The sequence below is a fragment of the Halomonas sp. NYA30 genome (genome assembly GCF_976980765.1).
On sequence record NZ_OZ334477.1, the window covers coordinates 3703941 to 3720236 of the forward strand.

Below are 16296 nucleotides of genomic sequence, written 5' to 3' on the forward strand. Positions count from 1 at the left end.
TCCGTAAGGGATCAAGGGTCAATAAATTAACGTAAATAACCGGAGACACGCTCAAGCAGCTCGCGCTGATCATCGGCGCTGAATGCCCGTTCGCTGGCGTTGATGGCACGCAGGATCGTCTTGTCGCCGTCAGGCTGTAGGGCAAGGCGGATCTCTTGGGACATCTTGCGTACGTCCGCGCTGAACACGATTTGCAGCGGGTTACGATTGCGCTCGGTTTCGGTCATATATTCAACCAGGAACTCGTGGCTACTGGGGTCAGAGGCAAGCAAGTCGCGCTGTCCTTCCTGAGCAAAATCCAGTTCAAGATAATGGTTCAGTTCAGCCCATACGCGGTCTACCGGCTGCGGAATAACTACTTCCCACTCTTCACCCTGCTGGCGAACTTGTAACGTTTGCTCATCGGTAAGGCGCTGAGCGGTCCAGGAAGATGACACGCTGGCAGAAGCGCTGCGTGCACTTAGATGGCTTTCCAGTGCGTCCAGACAGCTAGTCATGGTTTGCCCACCGCTTTCACAGCGAACTTCGCTACTGCCTGCACGTAGCGCACTCTGCAGGCGTATTTCCCCCTGGGACGTCACGATAACGCCCTGGGACGCGCTGCTCTGCAGCACATTCAGCTGTCGGCTGCGTACAAACTCTTCCAACTGCGGCCACACCGTACCGGTGTCGGCGGCCACCACTAGCCAGGTTTGATCACCGACTTCGCGGCGCTCAACGTACTCAGGCTCTAAGCCACTGCCAATCGCCAGTGATTGGGGCGGACGAATTTCTGCCGCTTCGTCAAGCCGTGTCCCTTGGGTGGCGGCTTGAGGAACCGGCAGCGCATCGCGGTAACGTTGGGTATTACGGGTCTCTGGCAACACCAACGGAGGCGCCGGAGCAGCCTCGGTGTAGTCCAGGTTACGGTCGTGGTAAAAACCATCCCGTGCGCAACCAGAGAGCGCGACAGCCGCTGCGAGTGCCAGCGGAACCCATTTAAGCGCACGTATTTCAAGCACAGAGCTCATCAAGCCACCTTAAGTCAACAAATCAGGTACCCAGCTCAACTTATCGCTGAGCTGGGTAGCAAAGGGTATTGCGCCAGGTTACTCCTCTACGACGCCTGCCATCTGCAGCGCTTCGCTCACCGTGGCGTGGTACTTTTCAGACAGCCAGGTTAGCGGTAAACGAAGGCCTGCGTCCGCATAACCCATGCGATTAAGCGCCCACTTCACGGGAATAGGATTCGACTCTATGCCCAAATTGGTGTGTAGCGGCATCAGACGGGTATTAATCTGGTGGGCTTTATCAGCATCACCGGCCACGGCAGCGGCGCACAGATCATGCATCGCCCGTGGGGCAACATTCGCCGTCACGGAGATATCGCCATGGCCACCCATCAACATAAAGTCACAGGCGGTCGCATCGTCGCCGGAGTAGAGCATAAAGCCACTGCCCTTTAGGCGTGAGATTAGATCTTCTGCTCGCTCCAGGTTCCCTGTCGCGTCTTTCAAACCAATAATATTATCGACATCGGCCAAGCGTAAGACGGTCTCGTTGTAGAGATCAGAGCAGGTACGGCCCGGCACGTTATACAGAATCACCGGCAGTTTGCTGCCTTCCGCGACCGCTTTAAAGTGCTGATACAGGCCTTCCTGGGTGGGCTTATTGTAGTAAGGGCACACTGATAAGCAGTAATCGGCCCCGACTTCCCCGGCGTAACGCGCCAGCTCAACCGCCTCAGAAGTGGCATTAGCCCCAGTCCCTGCGATAACCGGAATACGACCATTGACCTCTTCGACAACGCTGCGAATCACGTCAAAGTGCTCCGCGAAGGACATGGTAGTGGGTTCGCCCGTCGTGCCAGCAGCCACAATGCCATCGGTGCCATTTTCGAGATGGAAGTTCACCAGACGACGAAGTGCCTCCCAGTCGATGTCGCCATTGACCTTCATAGGCGTCGCCAGGGCGACAATGCTGCCTGTGATCATCCGTTTATTCCTCACCAGCCAAAGTGTGATATCAACTATCTGTGTTTTAAGTGCTATGTATTTTACGTGCTATGTCTTTAGCAAACTGGGCGCCATCGCGATACTTTGTATAAGGCGCTGGCGTTCCACAGAGAGCAAATGGTACTCAGGCGATTCGAGCCTGTACAGCGTAAAGCGGTGCAAGTTTGTCACCGGCCTGATTTGAGCTTTGACAACTGCCCCTGGCTTACGTGTAATCGCGCGTGACTACTAATCTTAACACCCACCCTCAAAAGGACGCCTTATGTCTGTTGAAATTGGTCAACCCGTTGCTGACTTTTCCGCTACTGCAACTGGTGATTCCACCGTGACGCTATCGGAACTGCGCGGCAAACAAGTGGTTATTTATTTCTACCCCAAAGCCAGCACCCCAGGCTGCACCACCGAGGGGGGTGACTTTCGCGACCGTAAAACCGCCTTCGATGCTGCCAATACGGTCATCCTCGGCGTCTCTCGCGACGGCCTACGTGCGCAGGAGAACTTTAAAGCCAAACAGGATTTTAATTTTGATCTTATCTCTGACAAGGACGAAAACGTCTGCACGCTGTTTGACGTTATCAAGCTCAAGAAAATGTACGGCAAGGAGCATCTCGGCATAGAGCGCAGTACCTTCTTGATTGATAAAGAGGGCAAGCTCGCCAACGAATGGCGTGGTGTTAAGGTGCCTGGTCATGTTGATGAGGTACTCGCCGCGGCTGAACAACTTAACGCTGCCAGTTAACCCCTATGCCCGCGCTGAGGATACCCAGCGCGGGCCGTGTTTAAGCGCTACGCTTACTCTTTTGCTGGGGCTTGCAAGCTACGACGCTCCTCTCGCTCCTGCATACTACGCGGCCAAGCGTAGATCAGCGCTTTCAGCAGCGTCGCTAGTGGAATAGCAAAGAAAATACCCCAGAACCCCCAAATCCCGCCGAAGAACAACACCGCCACAATGATAGAAACCGGATGGATATTGTTAGTTTCAGAGAATAAAACCGGGGCTAATACGTTGCCATCGAGCGCCTGAATGACGCCATACGCTACCAGCACATACACAAACTCTTCACTAATACCGAAGTGAAAGCCAGCGACCGCGGCCACCGGCAGCGTGGCGACCGCCGCGCCGATATAGGGCACCAACACGGAGAACCCCACCAATACCGCCAACAGCGCCGTATAGGGCAATCCAAAGAACGCAAAGGTAAAGAAGGTCACGGTGCCCACGATAATAATTTCAATAAACTTGCCGCGAATGTAGTTGGCGATTTGATCATCCATCTCACGCCAAATACGGGATAACAGCGTGCGCTTTTGGGGCAACAGTGAAAGCATAAAGCCCACCAACACGTCACGGTCCTTGAGCATAAAGAAGACCAAAATCGGTACCAACACCAGATAGATGATCACCGCCATGATGTTGCCTAGCGATGCCAGCGATAGGGTTAACGCACGCTGCCCTAACTGGCTAATTTCACGGCTCGCCACGCCTATCCAGTTCTGTATCTGGTCTGGCGTAATAATATTGGGGTAGCGCGCCTGCAACTCATCTAGCCAGCCCTGGCCACTGGCAAACATCCTGGGTGTTTCCTGCACCAGCCCCACGAGCTGATTCCAAATCAGCGGCATTAAAATAAATGCCAAGGTGAGCAGGACACTAATAAACGCCAGGAACACCATGATCACCGCGAGCAAATGTGGCAAACCACGCCGGGTTAGCGCACTCACTACGCCTTGCAGCAAAAACGCGATCACTAACGCGGTGAAAAACGGCGCCAACATACGGCCAAACAAGATAATCGCCGCAAAACCCGCCACCAGAACCACCAACAGAATCAGCGCTTCTTCATCGGAAAAATAGCGTTCAACCCAGCTTTTTAATATCGTGCGCAGGGTCATGAGTGCCCGTCCCCTGCCTTACGAATCCAATAGATATAGACATCGTCACGCTGTTCACGGCCTTCCAGGGTATGCGCGCTTTGATCGGTAAACGACGCCATATCCCGCCACGAACCGGCGTCCGTTGAACGCACCTCCAGCAACTGACCTGCTGCCAAGGTAGCTAAGGCTTGCTTAGCTTTCAGCAGTGGCAATGGGCAATGCAGCCCACAAGCGTCAAGCACCGTATCGGGTTGAAAGCCCCCGGTTTGCTCAGACATACACTCTCCCTCAAAATGACCTGCCTATTCACGGCATAGATTTGTCAATGTTGCTGCATATACATTGTGTAATAGACGCCGCCGCATAAACTGTCTTGTTAGCGATTGATTTCACTAGGTCGTCGATTTAACGGCACTTCCCCGTCTTTATCAATGTCATAGTATTAATCGATGTCATACCCTGACTGTAGCGTTTAACCATCACCCATGAGGATGCCATGCCGACCTTTCGTACCGCTTACCCAGGCTGGATATGTGCGTTCGCTTGCGCCTGTGGCAGTTTACTTTTTAGCCCCCCAAGCGTTGCCATCAACGATTACGGCCTGCCGAGTCTGGGGGCGGCATCTACCTCGGTCAGCAATGAAGAGTACCGCCTGGGCCGCGCGTGGTTACGACAGTTTCGTGCCCAAGCCCCCCAGTGGCAAGATCCTATTACCAGCGACTACCTGGAAAGCCTGATCGCCCGGCTCGCCCCCCATAGCCAGATTAACGGTCTTCGCACTATTACCGTGATGGTGGATAACGAATCGCTTAACGCCTTTGCAGTGCCTGGCGGGGTGGTAGGCATCAACTCAGGACTGTTCGCATTTGCTGAAGATGAAGGCGCCTTCGTTTCGGTGCTAGCCCATGAGCTGGGCCATCTCTCTCAACGCCACTACGCAAGGGGAAGCGCACGGGCAGCACAAACCCAACTGCCGGCCATGGCGGGCATGCTAGCCGGCATGCTAATTGCCGCGAGTGGCGGCGGTGACGCGGGCATGGCGGCCGCCATGGGCTCCCAGGCAGCACTCATACAGGATCAGCTCAGCTATTCACGTTTATTTGAACAGGAAGCCGACAACCTAGGCCTCCAGGCGATGGCCGACGCGGGCTACGACCCAGAAGCCATGGTGCGTATGTTCGCCGCCATGCAGCGCATGGCCCGCCTTCAGGGCGATACACCGCCGGAGTTCCTGCTTAGCCACCCGGTCACCGATAGCCGCTTAACCGCTGCCCAGGATCGCGCTGCCCAGCTCAATGTCGCCGATGCCTATACCAGCGACACCCTTTACGACATGATGCGCGCCCGCGCCCTGTTGAGCATTTATGCCAACACGCCTGAGCAAGCGGCTTCGCGCCTTGCCCAAGAAGGCGCTGACGAGACTGCCCAGAGCTACCTGGACGCCTTGATCGCTGCCCGTAACGGCCAGACTGATAATGCTTTACAACGCCTTGACCAACTTGCCAATCAGCAGCCTGACTTTGCCATGCTCCCCGCCTCTGCCGCGAGCGTCGCTTTAGAGGCCGGTCAGTACGATGAGGCCATCCAGCGCAGCCAGCGATTGCTGCGCTTTATGCCTAATTACCTACCGGCTCAACTGATATTGGCCGAAGCACAGCTACAGCGTGACCCTGAAGCTGCTTACAACCTGCTGCGCGACATAACGTCTCAAAATCCGGAAAATCCGCAAGGGTTTAACCTGCTTTCGGAAGCAGCTGGGCGCAGTGGCCATGATGGCTGGGGCCATTTGGCTCGGGCAGAGCATCTGCAGCTAACCGGCCGGGTAGACAGCGGCATTCGCCAGCTCACCATCGCTCGCGATGCTGCGGAACGTGAAAATGATCAGCAGGTAGTAGCCAGGATTGAACAGCGCCGCGAGGCCTTTATTGAATATCGCGAAGCGCTGGAAGATTTCAATTGATCGTGTAAAACGTTAAAAAGCGCCCGTGGCTTAATCAAGATGATTTAACCAATACGGGCGCAATATTAATCTGTCGTGCTATACCAACCAGCGGTGCTATCTCAAGTAGCGGTGCTAGGCGTTGAAATTAAGCATCCGCTCCAGCGGCATCAGGGCCTTCAAACGCATCGACTCATCGACCTGAATCTCACCACTTCCCTCGCGCAATGCACCCGCCAGGTTATCCAGCGCGTTCATGGCCATCCAGGGGCAGTGCGCGCAGCTGCGACAGGTAGCGCCGTTACCTGCGGTGGGCGCTTCAAACAGGGTTTTATGGGGCACCGCTTGCTGCATTTTGAAGAAGATGCCCCGGTCGGTCGCCACAATCAACTTATCGTTAGGTAACTCTTTAGCTGCCTTAATTAGCTGTGACGTGGAGCCAGCCACATCGGCCAGCCTGACCACGGGCTCGGGCGATTCGGGGTGAACGAGAACAGCAGCATCCGGATAGATACGCTTGAGATCTTCAACGCCTTTGGCCTTGAACTCTTCATGGACGATGCAGGCGCCGTCCCACATCAACATATCCGCACCGGTTTTTTTCTGGATATAGCCCCCCAAGTGTTTATCGGGTGCCCAGAGAATTTTTTCCCCTTTGGCTTGCAGATGCTCGATCACCTCGACAGCGATCGACGAGGTCACCACCCAATCCGCCCGCGCCTTCACTGCGGCGGAGGTGTTGGCATAGACCACCACGGTGCGGTCCGGGTGCGCATCGCAGAACGCGCTGAACGCATCGGCAGGACAGCCAATGTCCAGCGAGCAGGTCGCTTCCAAAGTGGGCATCAGCACACGCTTTTCTGGCGATAGTATCTTGGCGGTTTCACCCATGAAGCGGACCCCCGCGACCACCAGTGTGGTGGCATCGTGACGGGCACCAAAACGCGCCATCTCGAGCGAATCGGCGACACAGCCGCCGGTCTCTTCGGCAAGCTGCTGGATGGCATCATCGGTGTAGTAGTGCGCCACCAAAACAGCATTATGCGCTTTCAGTAGCTGTTTAATTTCTTCTACCCTTGCCCAATCTTCCGCTGGAATACGGGTGGGGCAGTAGGCGGTGGGCAGCGGAGCACTTAGCTCGGCTTGCGTAGTCATCATAGTCATCGTGTCTACCACTGTGACGAACAGGGAATCCCCCTGCTAAACACTGGGTCACGGCACAGGCGCGTTTCGCTCTATTCCCGCACCGCTCGCGTGCGATCGGCCGCTACGTCTCTCGCGGTGGCCTATCGTCTGAATATCTATTCTAGCCCATTCTGATTGGAAATAGCTGCCCGCTGCAAACAGATTGTCACGTAGAGGCATTACCCAAAAGTGCTTTTCACCCGCATAGCAAAACGCCCCTGGCAGCATAGCTGCCAGGGGCGTTGAATTTGGTGGGTCGTGCAGGATTCGAACCTGCGACCAATTGATTAAAAGTCAACTGCTCTACCAACTGAGCTAACGACCCAAATTTGCGCTGCTAAATCATCATACTGTCTTCGTTCACAACCACCCGACGCCCCTTGTTGTTCAAACATATCGTAAAAACAACGGCTTTGATGGTGGGTCGTGCAGGATTCGAACCTGCGACCAATTGATTAAAAGTCAACTGCTCTACCAACTGAGCTAACGACCCGCCTGAACGGATGCATATCCTACGCTTACACCCTTTTGATAGCAAGTGTTTTTTAGTCTCGGATAACAGAAATGAACCATACAACGTGCCTGACTGATCAATACAAACCGGTTCAGGCACGTTCACTTACCTGCTTAACGGGCTTTGTTAACGGGCTTTGCTTTTCGGTTTACGCATCGCTTGAACCGGCTTACGCTTGTGCTTATCGCGGTTCCAGCGGTTCTTTTCATCGGGCGTCAACGCAGGCACTTTACGGGTTTCTAAGTTAGCCAATGTCGCTAAGTCATCCACCTCATCCTGGTTAAGTTCAACCCATTCACCGGCTTTAGCGCGCTTATCGAGGAAGATATTGCCGTAACGCACGCGTTTCAGGCGACTCACCGTTAGGGCTTGCGACTCCCAAAGGCGCCGCACTTCGCGGTTACGACCTTCCAAAATTACCACGTGGAACCAGGTATTGATGCCTTCACCGCCGAACTCCTGTACATCCGTAAAGCGCGCCGGGCCATCTTCCAGCATCACGCCATCAACCATTGCCAGGATATGCTCACGCTTAACTTCACCCATTACGCGAACGGCATACTCACGCTCCACCTGGGTAGAGGGATGCATCAAGCGGTTGGCCAACTCGCCATCCGTGGTAAACAGCAGCAAACCGCTGGTGTTAATATCCAGGCGACCAATCGCAATCCAGCGCTCGCCTTTCAAGCGCGGCAAGCGTTCAAATACGGTGCGCCGACCTTCCGGGTCTTTGCGTGTGCACAACTCGCCTTCCGGCTTGTTGTACATAATCACTCGACGCGGCACTTCCTCTTCAGGGCGCAGCGATACCGGGCGGTCATCAAAGCTGACTTTATCCCGCGCTTCAACACGGTCACCCAGCTTGGCCACCTGGCTATTCACCTTTACACGGCCATCGGAAATTGCCGTTTCCATCTCACGCCGTGAGCCAAGGCCTGCGCGGGCCAGGACTTTTTGCAGCTTTTCGCTGGTAGGGGGCGTGGTGCTATCACTCTGACTCATGGTCGTCTGACCTCACATCGGTAGTCTGCGTGCGCTCGCGCTCTTCTTCGTTCGCGCGCTGCGCACGTGCCGCCAACCGTGCCTGTAAATCGGCAAAGCTTAGCGGCTGGGTTAACGCCGTCTCGGCGTGCGTATCGGCTGTTTCAGCCGACGTTATGTCTTCTTTCTGGGGTGGCGCATCCTGCACCGTTTTGATCGTTTCGTCTAGTGCTTCGTGGTCTGAACCGGTGTCTTGTTCTTCCTGGATGACAGTATCATTGGTCATCCCTGTGTCTTCAGGTATTTCGCTCTCGTCCCAGTTCGCCAGGGTGTGCATCGGCGGCAGCGCATCGAGCGTTTTTAATCCAAAGTCATCTAAAAAGCTCCGCGTGGTGGCATATACCGCCGGGCGCCCCGGCACATCCCGGTGGCCCACTACGCGAATCCAACCGCGCTCCGCCAGGGTGCGCATGATTGAACTGCTTACACTGACCCCACGCACCTCTTCGATATCGCCACGAGTAACCGGCTGGCGGTAGGCGATCAGCGCCAGCGTTTCCAGCAGCGCCCGTGAGTAGCGCTGGGGGCGCTCGTCCCATAACCGCGACACCCATTGCGACAGACGCGGGCGAATGCGTAGCTGATAGCCTGAGACCGTTTCCAATAACTCTAGTGCCCCAGCCGAATGGCGCAGCTGTAAGCGCTCAAGGACATCGCGAAACTCCTTGCGAGTCGGGCATTCGCCTTCAAGAAAAAGCGTTTCTAGACGTTCAAGGGGTAACGGTTCGCCAGCGGCCAGGAGCGCTGCTTCAATAATGTCATCTAACGCGTTGGCGGCGTTACTCATGGCGTCTCTTCTCCAGATTCAAAGGCGGACTCACCATAGGCATCGTCTTCTATCTCGCTCTCCTCAAAAGCACCCTCCTCGTCGTCGGCAAGGGCGGCACGCCGAGCACGTACGTGGATTGGCGAAAGCGGTGCATTCTGAACAATTTCAATCATGGCTTCTTTGGCCAGTTCTAAAATCGCCATAAACGTGACCACCACGCCAGGCCGCCCTTCTTCTAAGGTGAACAACGCTTCAAAGGGGGTATAGCGATGATGCGCATCATCGTGACTGAGTAACTCCATAATCTTGAGCATGCGCTCACGGGTAGATAGCACCTCGCGGCTGATCTGGTGCGCCTGCACCAGCTCGGCGCGTTTGAGTATATCGGAGAGCGCGCTGAGTAATTCATCCAACTCCACCTCAGGGTGAATCACACGAGATTCCAGTGGAGGCAAGCCCGCCTGCACGCTGAACCAGTCACGCCCCATGCGCGGTAGCGTATCCAGTGTCTCGGCTGCCTCTTTGAGGCGTTCGTACTCCTGGAGGCGCCGGATAAGCTCTGCACGAGGATCCTCCTCATCGTCGCCCTCGGCCTTCGGCGGGCGGGGTAACAAGGTACGCGACTTGATCTCAGCGAGCATAGCGGCCATCAGCAGGTATTCACCCGCTAACTCAATCTCCATGGCCTTCATCAGTTCCACGTATTCGATGTACTGGTGGGTGATAGTGGCCACATTGATGGTCAGGATATCCAGGTTCTGACGCCGAATCAGGTAGAGCAGTAAATCCAGCGGGCCTTCAAAGGTCTCCAGAAAGACGCGTAGTGCCTCGGGAGGAATATACAAATCCTCCGGCATTTCCGTTATCTGCTCATTGAACAGGCGCCCAAACGAAACCGCCACTGGGTCAGTGGTCGCAGCGTCAGGATTTTCTAGCTCAGTCGTATCGCTTGGCGTCTCGCTCACGCGGGTCGGCTCTCCTGGTAAAAGGGGATCAACACAATCGCACAGTTTAGCAAAGACGACACCCTTGGCGACGCCCAAGTCGCGGGTAATGAAAGCGCATCATCCTGCCTCCACCGCTTTACGATAGCGTCCTTCGTAGTCAAACAGCTTGTCGCGGATTTGGAAATGGCGGCCCACTTTACGGCCTACGACAAAATCAGGATGACGCAGGCGGCGTTGCTCGGCGACTACCTCATCAGCGCTCAACGGCTGCCATTTGCCTCCAGGTGCGCGCAGGTGATAGCGCAGAAATGCGGCATAGAAGGCACGCCGTTGAGCAGGCGTTTCCAGTGCGAACCACTCGGAGAGCTGGGTGCCATCTTCATCGTGGTAAGTCACTTTCAAACGCGGCAGGCCACGACCATTGGTCGTCGCTTCCAGTTGCATACCGCTTACTCGCAATACTTTGGCATCTTTCAGCTTTAGGGCATCTTTTAGCTTGTCATCTGCGTCCACCAACAGCCTGTCGCAGCCATGGCAGCGCCGGGCAGCGATATCATTTTCGGCACCGCACTCATCGCAGCCTTTAAAGCGAAAACGGAAGTCACATTGCTTTTTATAGGCGCCCGAAACCGCGCCACGATGATAGCTTGCTGCTTTAGAAGGCCGGTCAGGGTCATCGACTAACCCCTGGCACCGGCGGCCAAAGTGCTCGATGACGACGTCACCATCTCGCTTGCCCCAGTATAGGTTGGCATGGCCGCAGGCGGGACACTCGACCTGCACCGGCTCGCTGTCGCTATTAGGCTTCGGCTCACCCACTTCCGGCGCGAAGATATCCCAGGGGTTACCGGCATAGTCCAGAATCAGGCAGTCACTCTTACCCGGCGATAAACGCAGTCCTCTACCCACCATTTGTTGATAAAGGCTAACCGACTCAGTGGGGCGTAAAATAGCGATCAGATCCACGTGGGGAGCATCGAAACCGGTGGTCAGCACCGCGACGTTAACCAGATATTTCAGCTCACGTGCTTTGAAGGCATCAATCAGCGCTGTGCGCTCCTGGGAGGGGGTCGCACCGGTGATAAGCGCCGCTTCGGCTCGCGGCAAATAGCCGATAATTTCTTCGGCATGGGCCACCGTGGCGGCAAAGATCATTATCCCCTGGCGATCAGCCGCGCGTTCGACGATTTGTCCGATAATACCCGGCGTTGCCCGGCTACCCGCCACCACGCGATTGAGTTCCTCCTCCTGAAAAAAACCGCTTGAAGAGGGCTTGAGGGCTGAGAAATCATAGCCCTCAATGGCCATATCCAGGCGCTTGGGAGCCGCCAGATAGCCCTGTTTCACCATCAGCCGCAGCGGCTGCTCAAAGACACAGTCGCGAAAAAAACTCTCTTCACTGCCCCGCACCATGCCGTGGTGATGGCGATAATAGATAAAACCCTGCCCTAACCGATACGGCGTCGCGGTGAGCCCGAGAATTTTAAGCTGTGGGTTTTGGGCCCGCAGATGCTCAATCACTTGGCGGTAGCTGGCGTCTTCGTTAAGCGATACGCGGTGACTCTCATCGATGACCAGCAAGGTAAAATTAGCGTCATTAAAGCGATCTAAGTTGCGCACCACCGACTGCACCGAGCCAAAGACCACTTGCCGACTCGCCTCTTTACGCTTTAAGCCCGCGCTAAAAATATCGGCCTCAAGCCCATACGCCTGATACTTGGCATGGTTCTGCTCCACCAGCTCGCGTACGTGGGCCAGCACTAACACTCGCCCCCGCGCCAGGCGCGCTAACTCAGCAATGACCAAGGATTTACCGCTGCCGGTAGGCAGCACCACCAACGCCGGCTCACTGGAAGCACGAAAATGAACGACCACCCGTTTTACCGCTTCCTGTTGATAGGGGCGCAATTGGGGCGTCTGGGCTATGGATGAGAAAGGCGGCCCTGAGGCCGCCTTGAGGTGTTGCGTCATCATTCACCTATGAGGGTGTATCCGCTAGCCCAACCAAACGCGAGCATTGCGGAATAAGCGCAGCCAAGCACCGTCTTCAGTCCACTCCGCCGGACGCCAAGAGTTGGTGACCGCCCGAGCGACACGCTCAGGGTGCGGCATCATGATAGTCACACGGCCATCAGGCGTGGTTAGCCCCGTAATACCCGACGGTGAGCCGTTAGGGTTCGCGGGGTAACGGGTGGTCGCTTGGCCGTAGTTGTCGATGTAGCGCAGCGCGATCTGGCTACTCGACTGCATGCTACGCAGATGCGCGCTGTCGCGGAACGCCGCCTGCCCTTCGCCATGGGCAACCGCAATGGGCAGTTTAGAGCCTTCCATGCCAGCGAGCAGAATCGAAGGGCTCTTTTCGACCCGCACCATAGAGACCCGCGCTTCAAACTGCTCGGACTCATTGCGCACAAACGTCGGCCAATTTTCCGCGCCAGGAATCAGCGACTTCAGCTGCGAGAGCATCTGACAGCCATTGCAGACGCCCAACGAGAAGCTATCGTCACGGGCAAAGAATGCCGCAAACTGCTCCTGGGCGCGCTCGTTAAACAGCACTGATTTTGCCCAGCCGCCCCCGGCGCCAAGCACATCACCGTAAGAGAAGCCGCCACAGGCGACAAGGCCCTTGAACTCATCCAGCGAAACACGCCCTTCGAGGATGTCGCTCATATGAACATCCACCGCCTCAAAGCCAGCCTTATCGAAGGCCCAGGCCATCTCGACCTGACCGTTAACGCCCTGCTCGCGCAGCACCGCCATGGCGGGCTTGGCAGTATTCACAAACGGCGCACTGATATCGTCGTTGATATCAAAGGTTGGCGTCGCGGAAAGCCCTGGATCACGGCTATCGAGCAAGTTGTCGAATTCGTTCTTGGCGCATTCAGGATTATCGCGCAGCGCCTGCATACGGTAGCTGGTTTCCGCCCAGGTACGCTGGGTCAGCTGACGCGTGGTTTCCAGCAAAGGCTCTTCAAATAGCGTGACGCGCACTTGGTCGTCGTAACGGGGACGAGCAATCACGCCACAGGTTTCAATACCGGCCACGGCAAACTGCGCCAGCACTTCTTCAGTGTGTTGACGGTTGACCTGAATGACCGCGCCCAGCTCTTCGGAGAACAACGCATTCAGTGCCTCTACCGGCTCATCGATCATCCAATCGAGCTTGATCTCAAGCCCCGCATGGGCCGCAAAGGCCATTTCCAGCAGGGTGACCAACAGGCCGCCATCGCTGCGATCGTGGTAGGCCAACAGCTTACCGTCGCGGTTAAGGCCCTGAATGACCTCGAAGAAGGCTTTAATATCCTCCGGGTCGTCTACATCAGGGCAGTCGTTACCCACCTGGCCGTATACCTGCGCCAAGGCAGAACCACCCAAGCGGTTCTGACCGCTGCCCAGGTCGATCAAAATCAGATCAGACTCATCTTGATCCAGATTGATCTGCGGCGTAAGCGTTGCCATTGCATTGGTGACCGGCGCGAAGCCCGTGACGACCAGCGAAAGCGGCGACGTTACGCTCTTGTCTTCGCTTTCACCTTGGTCGTTCTCATCAGTCCAGGCGGTGCGCATGGACATCGAATCCTTGCCCACCGGAATCGCAATGCCCAATGCCGGGCACATCTCCATGCCCACGGCGTAAACAGCATCATAAAGCGCTTGATTTTCACCGGGGTGGTCAGCAGCGCTCATCCAGTTAGCGGAGAGCTTGATATCGCTAAGCTTGGCAATTGGCGCGGCCGCCAGATTGGTAATTGCTTCGGCAACGGCCAAGCGAGCGCTTGCCGCGGGGTTGATCAACGCCACCGGCGGACGCTCCCCCAACGCCATGGCTTCACCGGCCTGGGTATCATAGCTTGCCGTGGTAACCGCCACATCGGCTACCGGCACCTGCCAGGGGCCGACCATTTGATCACGGGCCACTTGGCCGGTAATCGAGCGATCGCCAATGGTGATCAGGAAGCTTTTGGAGGCGACTGTCGGCAGGCGCAGCACCCGATCCAGCGCTTCGCGAAGGTCAAGATTATCGAGCATCATGCCCGAGAGTTCGGGATCGTGGCGTTCAAACTCACGCTGCATTTTGGGTGCTTTGCCGAACAGCACGCTCATCGGCAAATCGACCGGCTTGCTGCTGAAATGGCCATCGCGCACTTCCAAATGGTGCGCTTCCATCGCTTCACCAACCACGGCATAAGGGCAACGTTCGCGCTTACACAGCGCGTCAAAGGTGTCCAGGTCTTCGGGCGCGACGGCTAGCACGTAGCGCTCTTGCGCCTCATTGCACCAGATTTCCAGCGGGCTCATGCCCGGCTCAGCATTTGGCACCGCGCGCAAATCAAAGCGGCCGCCACGGTTGCCGTCTTTGACAAGCTCCGGCAAAGCGTTGGAAAGCCCGCCTGCGCCCACATCGTGAATAAAGCGGATGGGGTTGTGATCGCCCAGCGCCCAGCAGCGGTCTATGACTTCTTGAGCGCGACGCTCGATTTCCGGGTTTTCACGCTGTACCGAGGCGAAATCCAAATCGGCGCTGGAGGTACCGGACGCCATGCTGGAGGCAGCACCGCCGCCCAGACCAATCAGCATCGCCGGGCCGCCCATTACAATCAGCTTGCCGCCGACCGGGATATCGCCCTTTTGGACGTGATGAGCACGAATATTGCCGTAACCACCGGCGAGCATGATCGGCTTGTGGAAACCGCGCCGCTCAATACCGCCTTCGTTCAGGGATTCCTGCTCGTAAGTGCGGAAATAGCCGGTTAGATTGGGGCGACCAAACTCATTGTTGAACGCGGCCCCACCAATCGGGCCTTCGAGCATAATGTTAAGCGCCGACTCCATGCGCCCCGGCTTGCCGTAATCAAACGCTTCCCAAGGCTGCACGAACTCAGGAATGCGCAGGTTGGAGACAGTAAAACCGGATAGACCGGCTTTGGGTTTACCGCCGATACCCGTGGCGCCCTCATCGCGGATCTCCCCACCCGAGCCGGTTGCAGCGCCGGGGAAGGGGGCAATCGCGGTGGGGTGATTGTGGGTTTCGACCTTCATCAGGATGTGAATAGGCTCCTGATGCGTGGCGTAAAGAGCACGCTCGTCCTCTGCTCCTGTCAGCGGCGTTGCAAAGAACCGCCCACCCTGGCTGCCCTTGATGACAGCGGCATTATCACTGTAAGCGGAAAGCACGTTGTCCGGCGACGACGCAAAGGTGTTCTTGATCATCTTAAACAGCGAATGGCTTTGCGGCTCGCCGTCGATCACCCAGTCGGCGTTGAAGATTTTGTGACGGCAGTGCTCGGAGTTAGCCTGGGCAAACATCATCAGCTCAACGTCGCTGGGGTTACGCCCTAGTTCGTTGAAGGCATCTACCAAGTAATCAATTTCATCTTCTGCCAGCGCCAGCCCCAGCGCTTGGTTGGCTGTCGCTAAGGCTTCCCGGCCCCCTTCTAGAATATCCACACTACCCAACGGCGCCGGGTCGTGCTGGGCAAACAGCTTAGTGGCGTCTGATGCATCGGATAGCACGGTTTCAGTCATACGGTCATGCAGCAGTGCCGCCAGCGCGTTCAGGCCCTCTTCATCCGGCATGTCGGTAAAGCTGACCCGATAATCGATGCCGCGCTCGATACGGCTAATCTGGCGCAATCCGCAATTGTGAGCGATATCGGTCGCTTTAGACGACCAGGGCGACTGGGTCCCCAAACGCGGCACCACTAAAAAACGCTGGGCGCTTTTCGGAGCCTCTACGCTTGCGTGAGTGCAATCGCCCGGCACATAGTCAAGTAACTGCACCAAACGCTCGTGGGCGGTATCGTCCAGCGTCTTGCTGTGGTTATGAGCGTTAAGATCGATGAAATGAACATAGTGGGCAGACAGCGCTTCCACCTCGGGAACACGTTCACGCAGCACCGTTAACAGCCGAGCATGACGGAAGGCAGAAAGGGCGGGCGCGCCTCGCAGTTCGAGCATATCCTGAAGCCTCTAGAGCAGGGAAATTCGAGCAGGGAAATCACCGGGCCGCTAGGCGGCCGTGCTTTTATGAT

The 16296-nt window shown here is 56.3% G+C and carries 12 protein-coding genes and 2 tRNA genes; 2 read left to right on the forward strand and 12 right to left on the reverse strand.

Features of this window, described 5'->3' with window-relative positions; genetic code table 11:
• Positions 1-26: 26 nt before the first annotated feature.
• Together ACWI0H_RS17250 and dapA are read right to left on the reverse strand one after the other, a co-directional pair.
• Positions 27-1010, reverse strand: coding sequence for an outer membrane protein assembly factor BamC (locus tag ACWI0H_RS17250; RefSeq protein WP_008955950.1), 984 nt, complete (start codon positions 1008-1010; stop codon positions 27-29).
• Positions 1011-1088: 78 nt separating this feature from the next.
• Positions 1089-1973 (reverse strand): 4-hydroxy-tetrahydrodipicolinate synthase, encoded by an 885-nt coding sequence (gene dapA / locus ACWI0H_RS17255; protein ID WP_179916824.1) that lies wholly within the window; start codon positions 1971-1973, stop codon positions 1089-1091.
• Between the two features lie 283 nt (positions 1974-2256).
• Between dapA and ACWI0H_RS17260 the strand changes: the two genes are divergently transcribed.
• The gene (locus tag ACWI0H_RS17260; RefSeq protein ID WP_008955948.1) at positions 2257-2733 is read left to right on the forward strand and encodes a peroxiredoxin; all 477 of its coding nucleotides are present in this window, start codon (positions 2257-2259) and stop codon (positions 2731-2733) included.
• Positions 2734-2786: 53 nt separating this feature from the next.
• On the opposite strand, the gene ACWI0H_RS17265 is transcribed toward ACWI0H_RS17260, so the two are convergent.
• Both ACWI0H_RS17265 and ACWI0H_RS17270 read right to left on the reverse strand, forming a co-directional pair.
• Positions 2787-3887: an AI-2E family transporter gene (locus tag ACWI0H_RS17265; RefSeq protein WP_485874054.1), complete on the reverse strand. Its 1101-nt coding sequence runs from the start codon at positions 3885-3887 to the stop codon at positions 2787-2789.
• Positions 3884-4147, reverse strand: coding sequence for a sulfurtransferase TusA family protein (locus ACWI0H_RS17270; protein ID WP_485874055.1), 264 nt, complete (start codon positions 4145-4147; stop codon positions 3884-3886). Before ACWI0H_RS17270 ends, ACWI0H_RS17265 begins: the two co-directional genes overlap by 4 nt.
• Before the next feature lie 218 nt (positions 4148-4365).
• Here ACWI0H_RS17270 and ACWI0H_RS17275 point away from each other — a divergent pair, with 218 nt between their 5' ends.
• Positions 4366-5829: a M48 family metalloprotease gene (locus ACWI0H_RS17275; RefSeq protein ID WP_485874056.1), complete on the forward strand. Its 1464-nt coding sequence runs from the start codon at positions 4366-4368 to the stop codon at positions 5827-5829.
• Positions 5830-5943: 114 nt separating this feature from the next.
• Here the strand turns inward: ACWI0H_RS17275 and nadA are convergent, their stop codons facing one another.
• From nadA to purL, 8 genes are all read right to left on the reverse strand, one after another.
• Positions 5944-6972 carry a quinolinate synthase NadA gene (nadA, locus tag ACWI0H_RS17280; protein ID WP_485874057.1) on the reverse strand — a complete coding sequence of 343 codons (1029 nt, stop codon included), beginning with the start codon at positions 6970-6972 and terminating at the stop codon, positions 5944-5946.
• 270 nt (positions 6973-7242) lie between these two features.
• Positions 7243-7318: transfer RNA gene (locus ACWI0H_RS17285), tRNA-Lys, on the reverse strand.
• A gap of 92 nt (positions 7319-7410) precedes the next feature.
• Positions 7411-7486, reverse strand: a tRNA-Lys gene (locus tag ACWI0H_RS17290).
• A gap of 147 nt (positions 7487-7633) precedes the next feature.
• A complete protein-coding gene (rluB, locus tag ACWI0H_RS17295; protein ID WP_008957531.1) occupies positions 7634-8509 on the reverse strand; it encodes a 23S rRNA pseudouridine(2605) synthase RluB in 876 nt (291 codons plus the stop codon).
• Positions 8496-9335 (reverse strand): SMC-Scp complex subunit ScpB, encoded by an 840-nt coding sequence (gene scpB, locus ACWI0H_RS17300; protein ID WP_101147555.1) that lies wholly within the window; start codon positions 9333-9335, stop codon positions 8496-8498. The genes rluB and scpB overlap by 14 nt, the downstream gene beginning before the upstream one ends.
• Positions 9332-10282 carry a segregation and condensation protein A gene (locus tag ACWI0H_RS17305; RefSeq protein WP_485874058.1) on the reverse strand — a complete coding sequence of 317 codons (951 nt, stop codon included), beginning with the start codon at positions 10280-10282 and terminating at the stop codon, positions 9332-9334. The genes scpB and ACWI0H_RS17305 overlap by 4 nt, the downstream gene beginning before the upstream one ends.
• Before the next feature lie 99 nt (positions 10283-10381).
• Entirely contained in the window at positions 10382-12238 is a 1857-nt protein-coding gene (radD, locus tag ACWI0H_RS17310) for a DNA repair helicase RadD (protein WP_485874059.1), read from the reverse strand.
• Between the two features lie 21 nt (positions 12239-12259).
• The gene (purL, locus tag ACWI0H_RS17315; RefSeq protein ID WP_485874060.1) at positions 12260-16222 is read right to left on the reverse strand and encodes a phosphoribosylformylglycinamidine synthase; all 3963 of its coding nucleotides are present in this window, start codon (positions 16220-16222) and stop codon (positions 12260-12262) included.
• Positions 16223-16296 lie beyond the last annotated feature (74 nt).